This window comes from Methylocystis bryophila, from assembly GCF_027925445.1.
GTDB classification, from domain to species: domain Bacteria; phylum Pseudomonadota; class Alphaproteobacteria; order Rhizobiales; family Beijerinckiaceae; genus Methylocystis; species Methylocystis bryophila.
In genome coordinates this window covers 885,036-906,723 of sequence record NZ_AP027149.1, presented here as the reverse complement: position 1 = coordinate 906,723, position 21,688 = coordinate 885,036, and the positions used below count along the sequence as shown (strand labels likewise).

General features: G+C 63.0%; 19 protein-coding genes and 1 tRNA gene. 10 read left to right on the top strand and 10 right to left on the bottom strand.

The genetic code is table 11. The features are described from left to right. Window positions 1–197: 197 nt before the first annotated feature. Window positions 198–1,400, top strand: coding sequence for an NAD-dependent formate dehydrogenase (locus QMG80_RS04165; RefSeq protein ID WP_085771670.1), 1,203 nt, complete (start codon window positions 198–200; stop codon window positions 1,398–1,400). A 130-nt stretch (window positions 1,401–1,530) separates the two neighbouring features. Here the strand turns inward: QMG80_RS04165 and QMG80_RS04160 are convergent, their stop codons facing one another. Both QMG80_RS04160 and QMG80_RS04155 read right to left on the bottom strand, forming a co-directional pair. Further along, window positions 1,531–2,487 carry a hypothetical protein gene (locus QMG80_RS04160; protein WP_158658715.1) on the bottom strand — a complete coding sequence of 319 codons (957 nt, stop codon included), beginning with the start codon at window positions 2,485–2,487 and terminating at the stop codon, window positions 1,531–1,533. Between the two features lie 21 nt (window positions 2,488–2,508). Beyond that, the gene (locus QMG80_RS04155; RefSeq protein WP_085771668.1) at window positions 2,509–4,431 is read right to left on the bottom strand and encodes an alpha/beta hydrolase; all 1,923 of its coding nucleotides are present in this window, start codon (window positions 4,429–4,431) and stop codon (window positions 2,509–2,511) included. A 222-nt stretch (window positions 4,432–4,653) separates the two neighbouring features. On the opposite strand from QMG80_RS04155, the gene QMG80_RS04150 reads away from it, so the two are divergent. Then, the gene (locus QMG80_RS04150) at window positions 4,654–4,797 is read left to right on the top strand and encodes a DUF3096 domain-containing protein (protein WP_085771667.1); all 144 of its coding nucleotides are present in this window, start codon (window positions 4,654–4,656) and stop codon (window positions 4,795–4,797) included. A gap of 227 nt (window positions 4,798–5,024) precedes the next feature. Then, the gene (locus QMG80_RS04145; RefSeq protein ID WP_085771666.1) at window positions 5,025–5,168 is read left to right on the top strand and encodes a DUF3096 domain-containing protein; all 144 of its coding nucleotides are present in this window, start codon (window positions 5,025–5,027) and stop codon (window positions 5,166–5,168) included. Window positions 5,169–5,447: 279 nt separating this feature from the next. Here QMG80_RS04145 and QMG80_RS04140 read toward each other — a convergent pair whose 3' ends face one another. Beyond that, window positions 5,448–6,713, bottom strand: a complete 1,266-nt coding sequence (locus tag QMG80_RS04140; protein WP_085771665.1) for a DUF1501 domain-containing protein — start codon at window positions 6,711–6,713, stop codon at window positions 5,448–5,450. A gap of 2 nt (window positions 6,714–6,715) precedes the next feature. Next, window positions 6,716–8,155 (bottom strand): DUF1800 domain-containing protein, encoded by a 1,440-nt coding sequence (locus tag QMG80_RS04135; protein WP_085771664.1) that lies wholly within the window; start codon window positions 8,153–8,155, stop codon window positions 6,716–6,718. A 223-nt stretch (window positions 8,156–8,378) separates the two neighbouring features. Between QMG80_RS04135 and QMG80_RS04130 the strand changes: the two genes are divergently transcribed. The 3 genes from QMG80_RS04130 (at window position 8,379) to QMG80_RS04120 (ending at window position 10,295) form a co-directional block, all read left to right on the top strand. Further along, window positions 8,379–8,741 (top strand): protease inhibitor I42 family protein, encoded by a 363-nt coding sequence (locus tag QMG80_RS04130; RefSeq protein ID WP_245299883.1) that lies wholly within the window; start codon window positions 8,379–8,381, stop codon window positions 8,739–8,741. A 122-nt stretch (window positions 8,742–8,863) separates the two neighbouring features. Beyond that, a complete protein-coding gene (locus QMG80_RS04125; protein WP_085771663.1) occupies window positions 8,864–10,087 on the top strand; it encodes a DNA methyltransferase in 1,224 nt (407 codons plus the stop codon). A 118-nt stretch (window positions 10,088–10,205) separates the two neighbouring features. Further along, window positions 10,206–10,295, top strand: a tRNA-Ser gene (locus tag QMG80_RS04120). A gap of 205 nt (window positions 10,296–10,500) precedes the next feature. On the opposite strand, the gene QMG80_RS04115 is transcribed toward QMG80_RS04120, so the two are convergent. Continuing rightward, window positions 10,501–10,791: a type II toxin-antitoxin system RelE family toxin gene (locus QMG80_RS04115; RefSeq protein ID WP_085771662.1), complete on the bottom strand. Its 291-nt coding sequence runs from the start codon at window positions 10,789–10,791 to the stop codon at window positions 10,501–10,503. After that, on the bottom strand, window positions 10,781–11,029 hold the full coding sequence (locus QMG80_RS04110) for a type II toxin-antitoxin system Phd/YefM family antitoxin (protein ID WP_085771661.1): 249 nt from the start codon (window positions 11,027–11,029) through the stop codon (window positions 10,781–10,783). The genes QMG80_RS04115 and QMG80_RS04110 overlap by 11 nt, the downstream gene beginning before the upstream one ends. Window positions 11,030–11,292: 263 nt before the next feature. Between QMG80_RS04110 and QMG80_RS04105 the strand changes: the two genes are divergently transcribed. Next, window positions 11,293–13,035, top strand: coding sequence for a DUF885 domain-containing protein (locus QMG80_RS04105; RefSeq protein ID WP_158658714.1), 1,743 nt, complete (start codon window positions 11,293–11,295; stop codon window positions 13,033–13,035). Window positions 13,036–13,064: 29 nt separating this feature from the next. Here QMG80_RS04105 and QMG80_RS04100 read toward each other — a convergent pair whose 3' ends face one another. Then, the gene (locus QMG80_RS04100) at window positions 13,065–13,769 is read right to left on the bottom strand and encodes a type 1 glutamine amidotransferase domain-containing protein (RefSeq protein WP_085771659.1); all 705 of its coding nucleotides are present in this window, start codon (window positions 13,767–13,769) and stop codon (window positions 13,065–13,067) included. Between the two features lie 310 nt (window positions 13,770–14,079). On the opposite strand from QMG80_RS04100, the gene QMG80_RS04095 reads away from it, so the two are divergent. After that, window positions 14,080–14,358 carry a hypothetical protein gene (locus tag QMG80_RS04095; protein WP_085771658.1) on the top strand — a complete coding sequence of 93 codons (279 nt, stop codon included), beginning with the start codon at window positions 14,080–14,082 and terminating at the stop codon, window positions 14,356–14,358. A gap of 20 nt (window positions 14,359–14,378) precedes the next feature. On the opposite strand, the gene eutC is transcribed toward QMG80_RS04095, so the two are convergent. Both eutC and QMG80_RS04085 read right to left on the bottom strand, forming a co-directional pair. Further along, window positions 14,379–15,161: an ethanolamine ammonia-lyase subunit EutC gene (gene eutC / locus QMG80_RS04090; protein WP_085771657.1), complete on the bottom strand. Its 783-nt coding sequence runs from the start codon at window positions 15,159–15,161 to the stop codon at window positions 14,379–14,381. Between the two features lie 3 nt (window positions 15,162–15,164). Then, a complete protein-coding gene (locus tag QMG80_RS04085) occupies window positions 15,165–16,538 on the bottom strand; it encodes an ethanolamine ammonia-lyase subunit EutB (protein WP_085771656.1) in 1,374 nt (457 codons plus the stop codon). Between the two features lie 110 nt (window positions 16,539–16,648). On the opposite strand from QMG80_RS04085, the gene QMG80_RS04080 reads away from it, so the two are divergent. Both QMG80_RS04080 and QMG80_RS04075 read left to right on the top strand, forming a co-directional pair. Continuing rightward, complete coding sequence (locus tag QMG80_RS04080) at window positions 16,649–17,539, top strand: choline kinase family protein (protein WP_085771655.1); 891 nt, start codon at window positions 16,649–16,651, stop codon at window positions 17,537–17,539. Next, entirely contained in the window at window positions 17,536–19,983 is a 2,448-nt protein-coding gene (locus tag QMG80_RS04075) for a GcvT family protein (protein ID WP_085771654.1), read from the top strand. Before QMG80_RS04080 ends, QMG80_RS04075 begins: the two co-directional genes overlap by 4 nt. Before the next feature lie 261 nt (window positions 19,984–20,244). On the opposite strand, the gene QMG80_RS04070 is transcribed toward QMG80_RS04075, so the two are convergent. Further along, window positions 20,245–21,351, bottom strand: a complete 1,107-nt coding sequence (locus QMG80_RS04070) for a YheT family hydrolase (RefSeq protein ID WP_085771653.1) — start codon at window positions 21,349–21,351, stop codon at window positions 20,245–20,247. Between the last annotated feature and the right edge of the window lie 337 nt (window positions 21,352–21,688).

The following is a 21,688-nucleotide window of genomic DNA, read 5'->3' as shown; positions in this document are numbered from 1 at the left end:
GCGTCGGCGCGGGATGAGCAGGCTCAAGATCGATTGACGATGCTCATTGCTAGATCAAATCAATCAAATGGACACGTAGCGAAGGCCGTATATTTGGGAAGGCCAACGCCGCCGCATAGCAACAACCATGAAAGCGTCGCGAGGGGGGCGTCGCCTCGAAAGAGGCTCGTTGGACGCGTGATTCAGAGGACCCGCTCATGGCGAAAATTATTTGCGTGCTTTACGACGATCCGGTCGGAGGCTACCCGAAAACCTACGCGCGCGACGACGTTCCACAGCCAAAGATCTATCCCGACGGTCAGACCTTGCCGACGCCCAGGGCGATTGATTTCAAGCCCGGCGCGCTGCTCGGCAGCGTTTCCGGCGAGCTCGGGCTGCGCAGATACCTCGAGTCGAACGGCCATCAGCTGATCGTCACCTCGAGCAAAGACGGTGCCGACAGCGTTCTCGACCGCGAGCTGCCGGACGCCGAGATCGTCATCTCGCAGCCGTTCTGGCCCGCGTACATGACTGCCGAGCGCATCGCCAAGGCGAAGAAGCTCCAGATGATCGTGACCGCTGGCATTGGCTCGGACCACACCGACCTGCAGGCGGCGATGAAGCACAACGTCACTGTCGCCGAGGTCACCTATTGCAACAGCAACGCGGTGGCCGAACATGTGGTGATGTCGATTCTGGCGCTGGTGCGCAACTTCGTCCCATCCCACCACATCATCCTCAACGGCGGATGGAACATCGCCGACGCGGTGTCACGCTCCTACGACCTCGAAGCCATGCAGGTCGGCACAGTCGCGGCGGGCCGCATCGGCTTGCGCGTTCTTCGCTTGTTGAAGCCCTTTGACGTCGGGCTGCACTACATGGACCGGCATCGTTTGCCGGAGGCGGTGGAGAAAGAGCTGAACCTTACTTTCCACGCCAATCTCGAGAGCCTCGCGAAGGTCTGCGACGTCGTGACGTTGAACTGCCCGCTTCATCCCGAAACCGAGCACATGATCAACGAGAGAACGCTAAAGTTCTTCAAGCGCGGCGCCTACATCGTGAATACGGCGCGCGGCAAGCTGGTCGAGACCGATGCGATTGTCCGGGCGCTAACAGATGGCCACATTGCGGGCTATGCAGGCGACGTGTGGTTCCCGCAGCCGGCGCCGCAGGACCATCCGTGGCGCAAAATGCCGCATCACGCCATGACGCCGCATATTTCCGGCACGAGCCTCTCCGCGCAGACGCGCTATGCGGCCGGCGTGCGCGAAATCCTCGAGTGCTATTTCGAGGGCCGACCGATCCGCAATGAATATCTCATCGTGCAGGGTGGCCAGCTCGCGGGCGTCGGCGCGCATTCCTATAGTGAAGGAAACGCCACCAAGGGCTCGGAAGAGGCAGCGAGATTCGCCGCGGCTTGATCCTCGCGACATAGGGCGCTTGCGGACGAGGCCGGTGGCTGGCCCCGTCCGCGATTTGTTTTTGCATCGACGCGAGTATCGGCGAACGCCCCGCCGACGAAGCGCGCGAAGCCGAGGGTGTAGGTGGCCGTTAGGGTCGCCTGCACCTCAAATGCCGAGGCCATCGTTCGCACATAACGAAACGTTCTTCTGCGCGGGCCTCTGTAAAGGGTTTACGATAAACGTCCAAGTCATTCCCGTAGCTTTTGTCGGCATGATATGCATACCTCGTTACAAGTCCCCACATTGTCTTTTCCGCTTCTAGGGTTTTTGGCAGTCTAAGCCCCAAGTTGTCCGCGAGCTTAACCCGTCCCAAATTAACCAAGGCCTGAACCGGATAGATTAGACCGTCCGTCGCGCGGATAGCGAGCGAATGACACAACCCTGCCAGCGCGAACGCCGGGATACTGAGCGCCGATATGCTAGGCTTGAAATCTTGAATACCCGCGAGAACCCAACACGCGAAACCGAAAAAGATACTCAGGTAGAAAGAAGCGATGAAAAAATCGACTGAGGACTTGGCAGATTCGATTTCGGATTGTATATGCTTTGTGGCAACCGCAAATAGCTCATGCCAGAGCGTTTGCGAGTTCATGTTGAATCGTGTTTTTCCATATGTTTCATATGCTCTTATAGCGTTTCCAAATCTAGTAGGAGCAATTTGCCTGTCGTCAAAAGGATATCGAGAAATATTTTCTATGGCGATGCCTTGGCGCCATTTAACCGGTGAGATTTCCTGGGATATCATCTTTTGTAACTCTTTTTTCCTGCCCCGTTGCCTCTCAATTCCCCATTTCTGTGCCCAAGACAGCCAGGAATATCCTTCAAGAAAGCGGTACAACCTTGTAGATAAGGACGGAAGAGAAATCGCCAAAGCTCCGGTCAGGCCGAGGAATGCAAGACCCTGATCCTCCGAGAGCAGCTTGCTCAAGGTCACGCACCCAGTCAACTGTGGGAGCACAAATAGCGAGGCCGCTCCAAGAAACAAGGCGCTCGGCAGCGCCCAAGCGTAAAGTCTGGCCCACATTGTTTTTAGAATTTCTGACATTCTAGCACCGCTAGGTAAGCTTTATGGGTCAATCGGTCCTGGTGGCCTGGACCCAAGCCCATCCAATCGTCTTTTTGGGATTCTTATGCCACCGATTACAATATCCTCGTCGGTCTCTGTGATCCCGCGAGGTCCACATAGGTCCCTCCATGAAACGCCAATTTCGCAAATCTTCTGAACTGCCTCGGCTATTGCGCGGTCGTTCATGATTTCCGGCGTGTCCATGGGCTCGCGTTCCTTTTGCGACGCCTCGGAATCAAGGCGCTTCGACAAGATGACCCTGATTCCATGCTCCGCGCACTCGTTGAGCATATCGCCTCGACTAGGATACGCCGGCGCCTTCGTCGCGTGTGTGAAGCCAAGGCAAGCCAGACGGTACATCAGCCTCTGGGAAACCTCCCCCTCGAAATAGCCGCCATGCACGTTGATCCGCTCTTCCTTGGGAACGAAGGGCCACGCGTAACGCCACAGCAGCTTGAGATGCTCAAGGTAGGAGATGCCGGCGTTGGAGCTCTCCGCCTTAAAGTTGCGGGCCCTTGTGAGCAGGCCTTTCGGCGGTTCGCCATCGACATAGTCGGTGCAATCGAAATAGCTGAAGATCTTGGCGACGGCGGCCGGATCCCACCGCTTGCGCGGCGCGGCGGCGGCGTTGCCTCGCCGCGTCGCGTCGGCCAGTTCTCCAAGCTTCTTGGACCCGGTCCGCAGCGTCTTCAGCAGGCGTCGGCCAACCTTGACCTCCCCAAAACCGGAGGACAGGATTTCGGCGTTGCCGAGCCGGTAGCCATAGGTTCGATCGCCGGTCGGAAAGGAAAAATAATTCGCCGTCGTCGAGATCATGCGCAGCACTTCGTCGCCTTCGCTGCTGAAGAGATAGGCCTCCCTGAATCGCTCCAACGAGGAACGGAGAAAATTGGCGCGGTCGGCGAGCAGCGTCTCGGCAGGAATGTCTGGCGACGCCAACAGGAATCGCATCAAAGTGAAGACATGGCCGATCTTGCTGGAGACCGCGGGCGTGTCGTCCGGCGTTTCCTCCGATTCTTCGGAATGATCGCCGCCGCCGCCGCTCGACTCCGCCGCGAATTCCGGGCGTCTCGCGCCGGAAAGTGTCGTGGTGATGACCCCTTGATCGAAGACGTCGGACAGCACCCGGATCGCATTGGTGACCACGCGCCCGCCCATGCTGTGGCCGATGAAGGAGAGCGCGATGCGCTTGCGCTTCTTTCTGGCCTCGGCGGCCTCCGCGTCGACCCGCGTCGACACTTCCAGATCGATCTGGCGGATCACCTCCACGAGGTCGGGCACGCCGTAATTCGTCGCCCTGTAGATGTCTCGGAAATAAACGATGGCTCGCAGCAGCGCGAGCACGACGATCGCTGCGAGCAACGCCACAGCGACAGGCGTCAGAACTTCGGTCAGGCCGGGGACCCAGCCCATCGCTCGCGCCGCCAGCGCGGCGACAGAAAAGAGGAACACGCCGCGCGGGAACAGCGGCATGGCGCAAAGGCTGCTCCAGAGCACGCCCCCGAACATCGCCTCGGAAGGCCAGCGGTAACCGATGCAGACGACTGGCCGTAGCGGGTCCTGGCTGAAGATCGCTCCTTGGTCTTTCTTGAGCGCTGCCACCGCCGCTGCAAAAAAGTTGCGCGCGTTGGGTCTCGGCGTGTTGAAGCCGTGCACCATGACGACGAGATCGGCCTCGGTTTCCGGCGCCCCCGTAGGCGTCAGGGTTTCGGCGATGTCCCTGATGGCCTTGTCCGTATCGACGCGCGCGAGCCCGTCCGGCGCCGTATCGTCCACATTCGCCCGCTGCTCGACATTGTCGGGCGCGGTGCTCTCGATGAAATAGAAGGTGACCTTTGGAATGAAGGTGCTATTGGCGTAAATTCGAAAATCCGGAGCGTCTCGGATCTTTGCAACATCAACATCTTTTTCGAGGCGCAGCATCGCAACTCTCCTCCATACTTCACTGAAATCATCGCGTCATAAGATGCACACTTTGCCTCAGGCGGATAATATTGGCAAGGCGGCGTGGGCGCGGCAAATTGCGCAGTCTTCCAAATGTCGTGAGCTCCCGGAGATCGGCGATAAAGGGCTTTCGTCAAGCTGAGCATTGGCGCATAGCGTCCGATCGTCCCACTCCCGCCGGACCCCTCGCAGGAGAACCTCATGACCATCGGCATCGCGAATCTTCACCCGATCATCGCCATCGTCTCCGGCGTTCTGATCCTCATTCAGCCGAAGCTGTTGAACGCCGTCATCGCGATCTATCTCATCCTCACCGGCATATTGGAGCTCGGCTTGCTGCGCTGACGCGCCGCGGCGTAGCCTTGCCGAAACGGCGGCGCGAAGGCGCGGATTGGCGCGCCTGTCCCGCTGCGCGCGCATCATTGCAAAGAGCGAAGCGACGAAGCAATTCGCTGCGCTCGCGATGACGGCTAACATCCCCAGCTCTTGTCACGCTGCAGCCGCGCTCAATATGAGCAAATGTCCCGACGCGTCGCCCGCGCCTTTGCGGAGCACATTGTAGGAGCAGCTCTATGGTCCTCGGCATTGCGCATATTCAACCGATCGTCGCCATCATCGCCGGCGTCCTGATTCTCGTCTGGCCGAGGCTTTTGAATTATGTCGTCGCGATCTATCTGATCCTCACAGGGGTGTTGGGGCTCGGGATCCTGCGCTGAGCCGCGCTCCATTCGCCTCATCCTGAGCAGCGCCCGCAGGGCGCGTGTCGAAGGATGTGGGATTTTGAGGGCGATCCGCGTTTGGCCACCCTTCGAGGCGCCCGCTTCGCGGGCTCCTCATAGGCTGTGACTTAATTGCGAGGAGGGAGACGCGCTAGAGGCGATTCCGCCTGAACGAGCGTGGTCGAGCGCCTTTCCGCCGCGCGAGGCGGGACTTTAGAATTAGATTCTCTCGGGGGAAGCGCTCGTCAAGCCTTTGCTCGCGCGCAGGGCTGCGGCTCAGCCGGCAGCCAAGCCTTGCATCGCAAGGACGGCGCGCGAATCGGGGAAAACCTTTTCGGAGAGCGCCGGCTCGGAAATGCCGAGCTGCGCCGCGAGCAGGCCTTTCAGCACGGCGCGCAGATCCGTCGTCGGCTGCAAATCGCGGCCCTGATAAAGCTGGCTGGGCTTCAGGCCGGGCCAATCGGCGAGCACGCGGCCGCCCGCCACAGCGCCGCCGGCGAGAAAAGCCACGGTCGCCGTTCCGTGATCCGAGCCGTTCGTGCCGTTGATGCGCGCGGTGCGGCCGAACTCGGTGATCGCGACGACCGTGGTGTCCTTCCAGCGGGCGCCGAGGCCCTTCTCCAGCTCCTCGAAAGCGCCGTCGAGACCGGAAAGCCGCGTCGCGAGCTGACCGCTGACGCCGCCTTCGTTTTGATGCGTGTCGAAGCCCTCGAAGGCGAGCGCCGCGACGCGCGGGCCGTCGTCGGCGGCGAGCAGCCGCGCCGCGCCGGCCGCGGCTTGGCGCATGCCGTCCGGCTGGTCCATGCCGCCCTTGTTCTTGCGACGCTCGTCGCCCATCCCGTCCTTCGTCGCCATGCGCTCGGTGTCGAGTCCGGCTTGCAGGGCGCTGGCGAGCGCCGGGTCGCGATGGCGATAGAGATCGAGCGCGCGGGCGGCGAGATCGTCGGAGGCGTTGGGCAGGCCCTGCGGCGCCCAGCCCAGCACGGGCGCGGGGCCGCGCATGACGAGCGGCGCGGTGACGCCGACGCTCAAGGCGCGCTTTTTCTCCCCGCCGGCCGAAGGCAAGAGCGCGACGGCGCGGTTGAGCCAGCCGCTGTCGGTGCGGCCGGGGGCCGGATAGCCGCTTTCCAGAATGTCCTGGCCGTCGAAATGAGAGCGCTCGCGATAGCCGGTCGCCGTCGCATGAACGAGGAGCGCGCGCTTCTCCCCGTAAAGCCGCGCAAGATTGGGCATGGCCGGATGCAGCACGAAGAAACCGTCGAGCAGCAGGCCGGCGCGTTCGCCGGCGCCAGCAAGCGCCAGAGGCCCGCGGAGCGCCGCGTAATCGGGATCGCCGACGGGCGCGACCGCCGCGAGCCCGTCCATCGCGCCGCGCAGGATGATCACGACAAAGCGCGGGTCGCGCGCATTGGCGGCGCTCGCCGGCCAGGGCGCCATCGCCGCAGCGAAGGAGACGCAAACACCCCGCAACGCCGCGCGGCGCGACAGGCTTCGCAGCGGCGCGGCGGTCGGGATTCGATAGGGAATCTCGCGAGACCTCATCCTCATCTCCTCTGGAACTCCGGCGACATGAAGAGCAGGGCGATCGCCTGCGGGCGAGACTCGGCGCGCGCGACGGCCTCGCGCGTTTCGCGGGAGGCCGCCTCGCCGAAGGCGGTTTCGAGCGCGGCCATCGGCTCCACGTCTTTGACGCGCTGCGCCATTTGCCAGGAGGCGTCGAGACGCAGCTTCATCTGCTCAGGCGACGCCCAGACGCTCGCCGTATCCGCGAAACCATTGGGTCCGCCCGGCTGCCAAAGCGGCATGCCGAGCGCATTCATGACATTGAGCGCCGGCCCTGGCTCCTTGAGCGGGAAGCCCGTGGCGCGCAGGGCCGCCACGACGAACTCGTTGGGCGTGCGGATCTTGGCGGCGAGCGCGCGCCAGGCGGCGTCATGGTCGATCAACGCCAGGCAGAGCTCTTTGAGATCGCCGTCGGTTTGGAGAAAATTCTTCGTCAGCGCCTCGACCAAATCGCGAGGCGGCGCATCGGCCACGAAATGACGCGCGAATTTCGTCGCGATGTGGCGCGCGGTCGCCGGGCGCCGCGCAAGATCGCGCAGCGCCAACTCTCCTTGGGCCCGGCCGGTCTCGTCATAGATTCGGCCGAGGAGCGTCTGCGCGCCGGGCTCGTGCCAATTGCTCTTGAACAGAAAGGCGCCCGGCTCGCCGGTCTCGCTCGACGCCTCCGCGAAGCTCCAACCCGTGATGATGCGCGCGAGCGCCGTCACGTCGGCCTGAGAGTAGCCGCCGTCGACGCCGAGCGTGTGCAGCTCCAGGATCTCGCGCGCGAGATTTTCGTTGAGCCCCTTGCCGTCGAGCGTTCCCGCGCGCGACGAAGGACCGATCGAGCGTTGGTTGTCGAGAAAGAAGATCATCGCCGGATGCTGCTCGACGGCGATCAGCAGATCGGCGAACTTGCCGAGAATGTGAGGACGGATCGCCTCGCGCTCGAAGGCGCCGGCGGAGGCGCGCACGAAGCCGCCCTTGGCGACCGAAACCGCGAAATGATTAGACCAGAAGGCGACGAGCCGCTCGATGAAGCCCGAGCGCGCCGACATCTGCGCGGAGAGGCGCGCCATCGCCTCCTCGCGGAAGATCTTCTGCTCGGCGTTGGGGTCCTTGGGCTTGGCCTTGTCGTCTTTCGCTTCTTGAGGCTTAGGCTCCATGGCGGCGCTTTGCGCGGGCGGGCCCTGCGGCGGCGCCAAGGCCGCCGCCTCGCGCGCCATGCGTTTTTCATATTGGTCGAGGAAGAGCGCTTGCAGCGCCTTGCGCGTCGTCGGCAGCTCGCCCGGCCCGATGACCGCTGCATAGCTGCTGCGCAGCTCTTCCTTCAGGAAGCCGCGTGGATCGCTGCGAGCCAGCGCGAGGTCGCCGGGGCTTGGCCCGAGCCCGAAGCGGTTGAAGGCGGCGAGCGCCGCATGCGGATCATTGCCCAGAGCCAAGGTCGCCTCGCGTCGCGCGTGCGGGAACGCTGGCGAGCGTTAAACCATGGCGACGCTGACTGCAGGATGAACGCAAGAGCGCGATGCGAGAAAGTGAAAACCGGTTTTTCGCATCTAGCGCGAGCCGGGATGGTTTAAGTTAGTCGGCGCACACGCCCAGACCGCTGCGCAAGAGCAGGCTGAGGGGGAGGCGTTCGCCGATGTCGCTGTTTCAGGAGGCCGCATGCAAAAGATTGCGCTGTTCATAATTTGCGCCATGGCGCTGGCGCTTGCCGCGCCCGTGGCTCGCGCGCAGCAGGCGATGCGGCTCGCGCCCGGCGAAAGCCGCGTTCTCACTTTCGCCGAGAACCCCTCGACGGGCTACACATGGGCGATCGACAAAGCCGCGAGCCAGGGGCTCGATATTGTCGCGATCGAGGATCTGGGACACAGCCGTGGCGCGGACATGCCCGGCGCGCCGGGAACGCGGCGCTGGTCGCTGCGCGCGCTGAAGCCCGGCCACGCGGAGATTCTCTTCGCCAATCGGCGACCCTGGGAGCGAACGCCGATCGAGACCAGGCGTGTCGTCGTCGACGTAGCGCAATAGCCGCTTTTGAGACGCCCCACGCGCGGAAAACGGTGGAAAGCCGGTCGATGAGACGACGGGCGGGTGCAATTCCAGGCGTTGCAAAGCATAGTCCAGAGTTCTCGAATCCGAGCCTTTTCGCCATGTCATCGGCCACGGCCCGAAAGCCGCCTCCTTCCCGCGATCGGGCCGCCGAGCTCGAGGCGGAGATTCGCGACTTTTGCGCCTTCGGCGCGAACACGCGTTTCGAGGAAAGGGACGGGCTCCCCTATTATATCAACGAGTTCTGGACTGCTGGGCAAAGACAGGCGCATTCGATCCATGAGGTGAGCTATCGGGCCTGCTTCAAGCCGCAGCTCCCGCGCTTCTTCATCGACCGTCTCAGTGCGCCGGGAGAGGCCGTTTACGATCCCTTCATGGGACGCGGCACGACTCCCATCGAGGCGGCGCTCGCCGGGCGCACGCCTATCGGCAATGACGTCAATCCCTTGAGCCCGCTGCTCACCCGCCCGCGCCTCGACCCTCCCTCGCTTGCGGCCGTCGCCGCGCGCCTTGAAGAAGTCCCCTGGGGAAGGGGCGAGATCGAGCGCGAGGACCTCCTCGTCTTCTACCACCCCGAGACATTGCGCCACCTATGCGCGCTGCGCCGCTTTCTCTTAGAGCGCGCGCCGCTCGACGGCGAGCCGGATGCTCCGGACGACTGGATCCGCATGGTCGCGCTCAACCGGCTAACCGGCCATTCTCCGGGGTTTTTTTCGGTCTACACGCTGCCGCCCAATCAAGCTGTCTCGGTCGAGGCGCAACGCAAGATCAACGAAAAGCGCGCCCAGACGCCGCCGCCGCGCGATGTGGCGCGCCTGATCTTGAAAAAATCGCGCGCGCTGCTCGCCGATGGCGCGCCGGCGCGCGCCAAGGCGGGGCTTTGCGTCGGCGACGCCGCTGCAACGCCGTCCATCGACACGGGCTCGATTAAGCTCGTGGTGACCTCGCCGCCTTTTCTCGACGTCGTTCAATATGAGAGCGACAATTGGCTGCGCAGCTGGTTCGCCGGCATCGACCCCGCGGAGGTGACGATTTCCGCCCATAGGAGCGAGGCAGACTGGTCGGCGATGGTTTCCGCCGTCTTCAAGGAGCTTGCGCGGGTGCTGGCGCCGGGCGGCCATGTCGCCTTCGAGGTCGGCGAGGTCAAGGGCGGGAAGCTGCTGCTGGAGCCGCTCGTGTGGCGCGCCGCCGAAGGGCTCCCCTTCGAGCGGCTGTTCGTGCTCGTGAACGAGCAGCGATTCACCAAGACGAGTCATTGCTGGGGCGTCGCCAATAACGGCAAGGGCACGAATTCGAACCGGATCGTGCTGCTGCGGCGGCGCTGACCTCCCCTGGCGGAAGATCGCAAGAGCGGCCTTTGCAGGCGGGAAAGTCCCTATTATAGAGAAGACCCCCGAGGGAATCGGGGGGCCGGACGGGAGCGCGAGCGTCGCGCCGGCTCAAGGAGGGGTGGCCGAGTGGTTGAAGGCGCACGCCTGGAAAGTGTGTATACGGGAAACCGTATCGCGGGTTCGAATCCCGCCTCCTCCGCCAGAAACCATGCAACTCATTGAAATGCTTGTAGTTTGATAACACGCCACGCGTGCGTCCCGTCCTATGGCGGGCAGCCCAAACCAACAACGCTTCCCAGCTAAAAATGTGAGATTTCGCGTTCCCGTCGGAGGGGCTTCGAAACAATGTCCCGCGGGCCGGCCCGGCGCCTCCCCTCTTCGCACGACATTGACGGGATGACGCAGGATCAATCCGTCCGCCGCCGTGCGGCGGTCTTGTAAACTTCGTTGCGCTCGCGCTTGCCGACCGCCACGACAAGAACGATCAACTCCTGATCGCGAACTTCATAGACTAGGCGGAAACCAGCGCTACGCAACTTGATCTTGTAGCGCTCTTTCGCGCCATGCAAACGAGCGGAGATAACTTTCGGGTTTTCCAGCCGCTCGGCGAGCTTGATCTTGAACTGGTCTCGAGTGGTGCTATCCAGCTTGCGCCATTCCTTCAACGCGTCGTCAAGAAAGGCGAGCTCATAGGTCATCGAGCGAAATCTTGTGGATCGCCTGCCCTTCGCGCGCGTCCGCAACGGCGTTCAGCTCGAGGTCTTCGAGACGCTCCAGCAAATCTTCATAAGCCTTGGCAGGGATGCAATAGAACGCAGGCTCGTTGCGGTTGAGGATCGCAACGGGGAACCCTTCGCCGGCGGCAACGGTGCCCATGGGGTTCTTCTTCAAATCCGAAATGCTCGCGACCGTGGTCGCGTGAACGATATGCGCCATGGTGAAGTCTCCTTCTATGGCGCCTCATTTAGTGCTCCTAACAGGTCATTTCAAGGCCGCGGCCGGCATGACCCAGAAGACATGACCTCTACACGCGAGAGATCGCCGCTCATGAACGCCAAGGCAAAACGCCCTCCAGCTTGGCTGCAAGCGGTGCGCGCGAATTGCCAAATCTCCGGGCCGGCCTAGCTAAGCTCGGCGGGCCCGGGCGTTTCGCGAAAGCGCGGGGCGTTCGGCGCTGCGATCAATTTTCGGGGGCGAGGATGCGTTCTTTCCGATTCGTCTTGTCGCTTTTGGGAATAGGGGTTGTCGCGCTGCTCTCGATGAGCTCGGCCCCGGCCCTCGCCGAGGCCGCCGCGGTTCGCTCCTTTCAGAGCGCCGTCGGGGACTATTATCGTGAGGAGTTTCGAGCCCACCCGATCCTTGCAACGCTCGTCGGCGTGCATGACCACGACGCGGAGGTCGACGATCTCAGCCAAGAGGGTCACGCCTTGGAAGCCGCCAGGCTCCACAAGGCGCTCGACGCCTTCAGCGCGATCGATCCGGCGACGCTGTCACAAAGCGACCGCGACGACCGGGAAGTTCTGATCAGCGACATCAACGCGCGACTGCTCGACGTCGACACCATTCGCAATTGGCGGAAAGATCCCGGCGTCTACACACAGAGCGCGACCTCGGCGATATTTGCGCTCGTTCATCGCGATTTCGCGCCGCTCGCCGACCGCTTGCGCTCCGTCATCGCCCGCGAGCGACAAATTCCGGCAATGCTCGCGAACGGCAGGGCCAATATCGAGCACCCGCCTCTCGCCTTCGTCGAGATCGCCATCCGCAACATCTCGGGCTCCATCAACCTTTTGAAGCGAGGCGTCCCCGCCGCTTTCGCTTCTGTGCAGGATGACCGGCTCAAGCAGGATCTCGCGGCCGCCAATGACGCTGCGATCGCCGCCTTCGAGAGCTACAAGTCCTATCTCGAAGAGCTCAAGCCCAAGGCGGATGGCGTGTTCGCTCTCGGCCCCGAGCTCTTCGCCAAGCGCGCGGCCTATAGCGAAATGGTCGATATTCCGCCGGATCGGCTGCTCGAGATTGCGCATGCGCAGCTCGATAAGGATAAGAACGCGCTCTCTGCGGCCGCTCACGAAATAGACGCCCCGCAGCCCGTCGAGGCGGTGTTGAAGCAGGTCCGCGCGCAACATCCGACTGCCGATGCGCTGATCGGAACCGCGAGCGACGACCTCGCGGGCTTGCGCGCCTTCGTTCAAGACCATCGCATCGCGACCATTCCAAGCGATCTGCTTCCGGAAGTGGAGGAGACGCCCGAGTTTCGACGCGCCACGACCGCGGCTGCGCTGGATTCGCCCGGCGCTCTCGAGACCCATGCGACGCAAGCCTTCTATTATGTGACGCCGCCCGACACGGGGCTGAGCGCAGAGAAGCGGAAGGAATATCTCGAGGCCTATTTCTTCGCCGGCCTCAAGATGATTTCGTCGCATGAGGTCTGGCCCGGCCACTTCATGCAATATCTCGCGCGACGCGCACATCCCGAATGGTCGCTCGCGCGGAAAATGGCGCACGCCTATTCGACGACCGAGGGATGGGCGCATTACGCCGAGCAGATGATGGTCGAAGAGGGCTTAGGGAATGGCGACCCAAAATTGAAGCTCGCCCAGCTGCAAATGGCGCTCATGCGCGACTGTCGTTTCGTTGCGGCGATCGAGCTGCATACGAAGGGCAAGAGCGTCGACGACGCCGCGGAGATCTTCATGAAGCAATGCGGTTCGCCCGAGCCTGAGGCGCGCCGCGAGGCCTACCGCGGCGCGCGAGACCCAGGCTACATGAATTACACGCTCGGCAAGCTCCAGATTTTGAAATTGCGCGAGGATTATCGCGCCAAGAGGGGCGATAAGTTCTCTCTCATGGAGTTTCACGACCGCTTGCTCGGAGCCGGTCTCCCGCCAATCAAGATCATCCGCCGCGAGATGCTGGGAGAGGATGGCCCCACTCTCTGACGTTCCCGCAATACTGATCTTGTTCCGCGTCAGCGGCTCGCGGCCATTCTCGCCGACTGCCTCAGCTTCGCCAGAAGGGCGCTTGCGGCCGGGCCGGAGGAGGCGGGATTCTGTCCCGTCACCAGAGGCCCGTCGCTGACCACGTGAACGGCCCAGTTCGCCTTTTTTGAAAAGACGGCGCCAAGCTTCAACATCTCGTCCTCGACAAGGAAGGGGACCACTTTGGTGAGCCCCACGGCTTCTTCTTCGCCATTGGTGAAGCCTGTGACTTCCTTGCCCTCGACCAAAGGCTTGCCGTCCGGCGTTTTGACGTGACGCAGCGCGATCGTGGAATGACAAACAACGCCCACGGGCTTGCCGGCCGCAAGAAAAGACTCGATGAGCTTGGCGGAGCGCGCGTCATTGGCGAGATCCCACAGGGGGCCATGTCCGCCCGGATAGAAAACCGTGTCGAAATCCTTCTGATCGACGCCGTCGAGACGGGCAGTCTCGCCAAGCAGAGCCTCCGCAGCGGCGTCCTTTTCGAACCGCAGGGTGAGCTCGGTGCGAAATTCGGGCTCGTTGCTCTTGGGGTCGAGCGGGGGACGGCCGCCCTTCGGCGATGCGAGCGTGATCTTGGCCCCGGCGTCCTTGAAGACATAATAGGGCGCGGCGAGTTCCTCGAGCCAGAAGCCGGTCTTTCGTCCCGTGTCGCCGAGTTTGTCATGGGACGTGATGACGATGAGGACCTTCATGATTGTCTCCCTCGGATGCGGGGGTTGGAATGGGCGTTGCTGGCGCATGAACGGCTTTGGATGAAAGCTAGGATTTCCCGCTCAGCGGACCACAAAAATGTCGCCTGGGGCCATGCCGACGCGCTTGAAGCAGTCTCGAAGCGCCCTAAGCTTTCCGCACGCAAGATCACGCTCTCGAGCGCGTCCCGATCGCGTGATTCCGCGCGATCGAATAGGACGCGCTCCAAATCAAAAACTTAGGGCTGTCCTTACCGGAAAACCGCTTCGCGTTTTTCCGGGACATATTCTCAGGCTCAGGGAGGATCGTCCCATGCCGCTCCAAAAAGTCGAGGCGAAGGTCGAACGTCAGGCCGGCTGCTTTGCATTCCCGATGCGGGTTGCCGGGTCTGATCAGACTGTGGAGGTCATCATCCCCGACGTCGTCGCCACCACGCTGGGTTGGCCGGCAGACGAGATGCTGCGGGTCGAGGTCGAAGCGGGGCGGACCACGCTCGAGGCGCTTGCGAGCGAGAAATTCGATCAGGGGTTCGCAAGCCCTGACGGGAAGCTTATGGTCGCGTTAAACGATGTCGTCCGCTTCGACGAATGAGGGGTAGCGCGACGAGCAGCTCAGCCGTCATGTCCGTCGAGAAGCGGAGCGGAATCTGTATCCCCGAACTCGTCTTTCAGCGCGACGCCCGAAGCCTTTCTTCGAAGCGCCTCCGTGGCGAGATAGAACAATCGCGCTGCGGCCTCGGCGTAGCCCATCCCCTCCCGACGAATGTTCGAAAGACAGTTTCGCTCGGCGTCAACGCAGCCGATGCGCGGCGCGAAAGTGAGATAGGCGCCGAGGCTATCGGGCGAGGAGAGCCCGGGCCGCTCTCCAATCAGCACCACGACGAGCTTCGCGCCCAAGAGCGCGCCGATTTCGTCGCCGATCGCGACGCGACCCTGAGACACGACGACAACAGGACCGATCTTCCAAGCTTTCGCGCGAAACAGGGGGAGCGCCGCGTCGAGCAGCGCGAGCGCATGCGCCTCGACGGCGCGGGCCGAGAGACCATCGGCGACGACGAAGACGAGATCATCGTCGCCAGCCAGCGGCAGCAGACGCGCGCGCGCCGGCTCGGCCAGGCGACGCCCGAGATCCGGCCGCATGAGATAGGCGCGTCGGCTGGTCGCCGCGCTCTCGACGAGCGGCGCCTCCAGGCCGCGAGCCCGCAGCTTGTCGGCTAGCGCCTCCGCATCGAGTCGGTCCTCGACCGCATCGCGCGCATTGGCGTGCGCCAGCTGAAAGGCGAGACTGGCTCTGGTCGCAACGGCCGAGCCCGCCGTGGGCAAGAAGATTCGCGCCGTCGTCGCGGCTTTCAGCGCCGCCAGACGATCCTGAAGGACGGGCTGCTCATCGGTCACGGCTCAATCCTCCGCCAGAAGGCGTTTTAGGGAAACCGGCAGGCTTTGCGTTTTCGCCACGCCGCCGCCGAGGCCCGTCCGCGCCAGCCAGTCTTCGAATTCCGGGGCGGGACCGAGGTTCAACAGGCGCCGGACAGCGGCGACATCGTGATAAGACGTGCTCTGATAGTTCAGCATCACGTCGTCGCCGCCGGGAACGCCCATGACGTAATTGACGCCGGCGACCGCCAGGAGCGTCAGCAGATCGTCGATGTCGTTCTGATCGGCTTCGGCGTGATTGGTGTAGCAGGCGTCGCAGCCCATGGGCAGGCCGAGCAGCTTCCCGCAAAAATGATCTTCGAGCCCGGCGCGAATGATCTGCTTTCCGTCGAAAAGATATTCCGGGCCGATGAATCCCACGACCGTATTGACGAGCAGAGGTTGGAAGGCGCGCGCGACCGCATAGGCGCGCGCTTCGAGCGTCTGCTGATCGCAACCGTGATGGGCGTCGGCGGAGAGCGCGCTGCCTTGGCCGGTCTCGAAATACATCACATTGTCGCCGACCGTTCCGCGTCGCAAGGCGCGCGCCGCGTCATTCGCCTCGCGCAGGAGCGCGAGGTCGACGCCAAAACTGCGGTTGGCGGCTTGCGTTCCCGCTACGGATTGAAAGACGAGGTCGACCGGCGCGCCCTTTCTCATGAGCTCGAGCGTCGTCGTCACATGGGCAAGCACGCAGGATTGGGTGGGAATCTCCAACGTCTCGCGCAGCTCGTCGATGAGCAGCAGCAGCTCATGGCAGCGTTGCGGGCTGTCGGACGCCGGATTGACGCCAATCACCGCGTCGCCGCTTCCAAGCAGCAGTCCATCGACGATGCTGGCGAGCACGCCCCTGCGGTCGTCGGTCGGATGATTGGGCTGAATGCGCGAGGAAAGCGTGCCGGGCAGCCCGATGCTGTCTCGAAAGCGCGTGACGACGCGGATCTTCGCCGCGACCACGATCAAATCTTGATTGCGCGAGATCTTCGAGACGGCGGCCGCCATCTCCGGCGTCACTCCCTTTGCGAGATCAGCGAGGACGTCGCCCGTCGCATAATCGGAAAGCAGCCAGTCGCGGAACTCTCCGACGGTGAAGCCCTCAATAAGCGTGAAGGCGTTGCGGTCATGCGTGTCGAGAATGAGCCGCGTCACCTCGTCGTCTTCATAGGGGATGAGCGGCTCTTCGAGGAAGCGCGCGAGGGGCACTTCGGCCAGACGCATCTGCGCGGCGACGCGCTCGACCGCGCTCTCCGCCGCGACGCCGGCCAGACAATCGCCCGAGCGCAGCGGCGAGGCCTTCGCCAGCAGCGTTTTGAGGTCGTCAAACCGAAAGCGGGTTCCCTGCACATCGATCGAATACATGGCGAGGCGCCGTCGCAGTGAAGCGCTCAAAGCTAGCGCCCGAGAGCCGGCTTGTCACCCTCGCGCGACCGTTTTAAGTCTTAGCGAGCTAGCTTCCAGGGCAATTCGCGATGGCCGCCGACGCATCCGACCCCGAATCATTGATCAGCGCCCTTCCGCTTTGGAGCGGCCCCATCGAGATCGAGCCGTTGGCCGGCGGCATAACCAATAAGAATTATCTCGTGTCGGAGAAGGGGCGTCGCGTCGTCGTGCGCTACGGCGGCGACATTCCGGCGCATGGCGTCATGCGCTTCAATGAATTGGCGGCGGCGAAGGCCGCGGCGGCGGCGGAAATCTCGCCCAAGGTGCTTTATGCCGCGCCGCCCTTTCTCGCGATGGACTTCATCGAGGGGCAAACCTACGGTCCCGAAGACGTTCGCAAGAATCTCCGTCGTTGCGTCGCGCTCGCAAAGCGCGTGCATCATGAGTTGCGCGCGCATCTTCGCGGCCCCACGCTCTGCTTCAACGTGTTCCACGTCATCCACGACTATGCCCAGACGCTCGTCGAGGAGAAGAGCCGCAAGATTCCCCTTCTCCCCCGGCTGCTTGAGCGCGCGCAGCGCCTGGAGCACGCCCTCGGCCCGATCGACCTCGTCTTCGGTCATAACGACCTGCTCGCGGCGAATTTCATCGACGACGGCGCGCGCCTTTGGCTGATCGACTGGGATTACGCCGGCTGGGGCACGCCGTTCTTCGATCTCGGCGGTCTTTCCTCCAACAATGGCTTCACGGCCGAGGAGAACGAGGCGATGCTCGCCGCCTATTTCGAGCGGACCCCGAGCGACGAGCTCTCGCGGCGGCTACGCGCGATGGTCTGCGCATCGCTTTTGCGCGAATCCCTGTGGAGCATGGTGTCGGAGATCAAATCGATGATAGACTTCGATTACGTCGCTTACACCGAAGAGAACCTTCGTCGCTTCGAGGCGGCTTTCGCGGCGTTCGAGGAATTTGAGAGAGCATGACGGACCTTCCAAAGAGCGCGCAAGTCATCGTCGTCGGGGGCGGAATCGTCGGCTGCTCGGTCGCCTATCATCTCGCGAAGCGCGGCAAGGAAGTGTTGCTCCTCGAGCGGCATCAGCTCACCGCCGGCTCGACCTGGCACGCCGCGGGCCTCGTCGGCCAATTGCGCACCAACGCCAATATCACCCGGCTCTTGGGCTATTCGGTCGAGCTATACGACAAGCTCGAAGCGGAGACGGGCTACGCGACTGGCTGGAAGCGCAATGGCGGCTTGCGGCTCGCCTGCAACCCCGACCGCTGGATCGAGGTGAAGCGCCAGGCCACGACCGCCCGCAGTTTCGGGCTGGAGATGCAACTGCTGTCCGCGAAGGAGGCGCAGGCGCTCTGGCCCCTCATGAATGTGGACGACGTCATCGGCGCCGCGTTCCTGCCGACGGATGGACAAGCCAACCCTTCCGACATCACGCAGGCGCTCGCCAAGGGCGCTCGCCTCGCCGGCGCGAAATTCCTCGAGGGGGTGTCGGTCACGAACCTCATCGTCGAGAATGGCCGGCTGCTGGGGCTCTTGACCGACCAAGGACGGATCGAATGTGAAAAGGCCGTCTTATGCTGCGGTCAATGGACGGCGCGCCTCGCCGCGCGCGCGGGAGCCTGCGTCCCGCTCACGCCGGTGCGCCATCAATATATCGTCACCGAGGCGATCGAGGGCGTGACCGCATCCCTGCCGACGCTGCGCGATCCGGATCGCCTGACCTATTACAAGGAGGAGGTCGGCGGACTCGTCATGGGCGGCTATGAGCCCAATCCGATTCCCTGGAGCGAGACGCATGTCCCGGACGACTTCGCCTTTCGCCTGCTCGAGGACGACTGGGAGCATTTCGAGCCGATCATGAGCCTCGCGCTCGGCCGCGTGCCGGCGCTGGCGTCGGCCGGCGTGAAGCAGATGATCAACGGGCTGGAGAGTTTCACGCCCGACGGCAATTGGATGATCGGCGAGACGCCGGAAGTTCGCAATCTCTTCGTCGGCGCGGGGTTCAACGCCTTCGGCATCGCCTCTGCCGGCGGCGCCGGCATGGCGCTTGCCGAATGGGTCGCGGACGGCGAGCCGCCCTTCGATCTCTGGGCGGTCGATATTCGTCGTTTTGGTCCCCATCACCAGGATCTCGGCTGGGTGCGCAACCGGACGCTGGAAGCCTACGCCCGGCATTACGCCATCGCCTGGCCCGCGGAAGAATACGGCTCGGGACGCCCTTTGCGCCGTTCGCCGCTCTATGACCGGCTCCAGCAGCGCGGCGCCTGCTTCGGCGAGAAAATGGGATTCGAGCGCCCCAATTGGTTCGCGGATCTCTCTGCGGGCGAGGTTCCGCAGGATCGCTATTCTTACAATAAGCCCGGCTGGTTCGACGCCGTCGGGCGCGAGCATCACGCTTGCCGCGACAGGGCCGCGCTCTTCGATCAAACGAGCTTCGCCAAAGCGCTCCTCGTCGGACGCGACGCGGAAGCCGCTCTGTCTTGGATCGCAGCGAATGATGTGGCGAAGCCCCCGGGCAGCGTGATCTACACGCAGATGCTCAACCGCAAGGGCGGGATCGAATGCGATCTGACCGTCACGCGGCTCGAACGCGATCGCTATTACATCGTGACGGGCACAGGCTTCGCGACGCATGATTTCGATTGGATCGAGCGCTCCATTCCCGAAGGCTTGGATGCGACGTTGATCAACGTCACCTCCTCCAACGCTGTGCTCGCGCTCATGGGACCCCGTGCGCGCGAGATTCTCTCTTCCTGCTGCGCCGACGACGTGTCCAACGCCGCTTTTCCCTTCATGACGGCGCGTGAAATTAAAGTCGCCGGCGCGCCCGTGACGGCGATCCGCGTCACCTATGTCGGCGAGCTGGGCTGGGAGCTGCATGTCCCGGTGGAGTTTGCGGTCTCGGTTTATGACCGCCTGATGGAGGCGGGCGCGCCTTTCGGTCTCGCCAACGCCGGCTATCGCGCAATCGAGTCATTGCGCCTGGAGAAAGGCTATCGCGCCTGGGGCGCCGACATCGGACCGGATCACACGCCACTGATGGCGGGACTAGGCTGGGCCGTGAAACTGAAATCGAACCAGGCGTTTCAAGGACGCGAGGCGCTTGAGCAAATGTCGAAGGAGCCTCTTTCGCGCCGGCTCGTCGGGTTTTCGGTGGACGATCCCGAAGTCACGCTGCTCGGCCGAGAGACGATCTACCGCGATGGCGAGCGCGTGGGTTGGCTTTCGAGTGGCGGCTTTGGCTATACGATCGGCAAAGCGATCGGCTATGGTTATGTTCGCCACGCGGGCGGGGTCGACGAAGAGTTTCTACGCAAGGGAAGCTACGAGCTCGACGTGGCCGGCGAGCGCATTCGCGCATGCGTGTCGCTCACGCCTTTCTTCGATCCTCGCGGCCTCCGTCCTCGGGCCTAGAGCATGTCCCGGAAAAGTGCGAAGCGGTTTTCCGGTCAGGACAGGCTCCACCCTTTTGATTTGGCGCGATTCCTTCCCGCTCGAACGATTCCGTTCGAGCGGGAAACGCGCTAGTTCACGCTGCGTGAGCGGAAGCTCAAACGCAGATTAGAGCGCGATGCGAAAAAGTGGAAGCCGGTTTTTCGCACAAATCGCGCTCTAAACTTTTAGAGTCGATCACGTTTTCTGCGTTCAGGCGCTTCCGCCTGAACGCAGCGTGATCTAATGCAGCCTGACCGCCGCCTGCTTCGAAAGCCAGAGCGCCGTCACGCGATCATGCCAGGGCGTGGCGCTGCCGACGCCGTGAAAGCCCAGATGTCCGCCGTTCGGCGTCAGCGCCGTCTCGATCATCGGCAGGCGCGCCCAGTCGATCGTCGTGTAGCAGGCGGAGGGTATCCACGGGTCGTCCAAGGCGTGCACGATCAGCGTCGGCGTCTTTATGCCCGCAAGAAAGCGGCCTGAGCGATTGGCTTCGTAATAGTCGAGCGCATCGCGGTAGCCGAAATGCGGCGCGACAAAATTGTTGTCGAACTCATAGACATTGCGCGCTGCGGCGATCGTCGCCCGCTCCACGCTCGTCAGCGCCGCGCTCTCGGCCAGCGCCTCGAGCTTCATCGCCCGCAGCATGTGCCGATGATAGGGCAGATTTCGCCGCTCCATCATGCGCGCGCAGCTTCCCGCAAGATCGAGCGGCGTCGAGATCGCCGCCGCCGCCAGGACGGGGAGGTCATAGTAGGCTTCGCCCATGAATTTCAGCACGAGATTGCCGCCCAACGAATGGCCGACGAGGATGATCCCGTGCAGGGCGAGCTCTCGCGGAAGCGCGCGCAGCGCCGCCTCGAGATCTTCGGTTCTTCCGGCGTGGTAACGGCCCGTCGAGGTCGGACGCGAGGGCTCGGAACCGCGCAGGTTCAACCGCAGCACGCTCCAGCCTTCGCTCACGAGATGACGCGCCGTCGCCACCGTATCGTGGCTCGATTCGCATCCTGCGAGACCATGCACGAGCACGACAAGCGCGCGATGCGAAAAAGCGGAAACCGGTTTTTCGCACGCATCGCGCTCTACCCTTTTGAAATAGATCACGTTTTGTTTGATGGGCCTGTCGAGACGCGCCGCCAATTTGTCGCCATCCGGCATGGCGAGCAGCAGCCGCTCGCCGCCAAGAAGCTCACCCGGATCGCCACGCAAGAAATTGCGCAAAGTCTGCAGGTCGCGGCCGATCCAAGGCGGACGTTCGCGGAAGCTTGGGAAAGCCTGGCTCGCGTCCTCGCTTTGCGCGTCTATGGGCGCGGCCTTGACCGGATTCGTTCGAAGAGAAAACGTCGGCATTGTCGGAGCACGGATGTCAGCGGCGGCTCGATCGCGATGCGCATGATCAGGTTCGATCCTTATTATCTGGGTCGACAGAGACGCGGGAACAGTGTTCCGCCTCAAGCGCCGCCCAGGGCGTCTTTTCTCTCGAGCCGCGTCACATTGAAGCAGAGGCTCGTTCTTGCGCGAAGGGGTTGCATGCATGATTTGGCCATAATTGGGGAGTCTCCTGACAGCAGCCTGGTCAATGCGCCGGCGAAGCATGTGACAGAAAGGTCACAGCGAACGGCAATGTCGAGAAGCACTCTGAATTTCGCTTGCCGCTCGTAAAAAACAGGCATAGCATTTGCGTCAT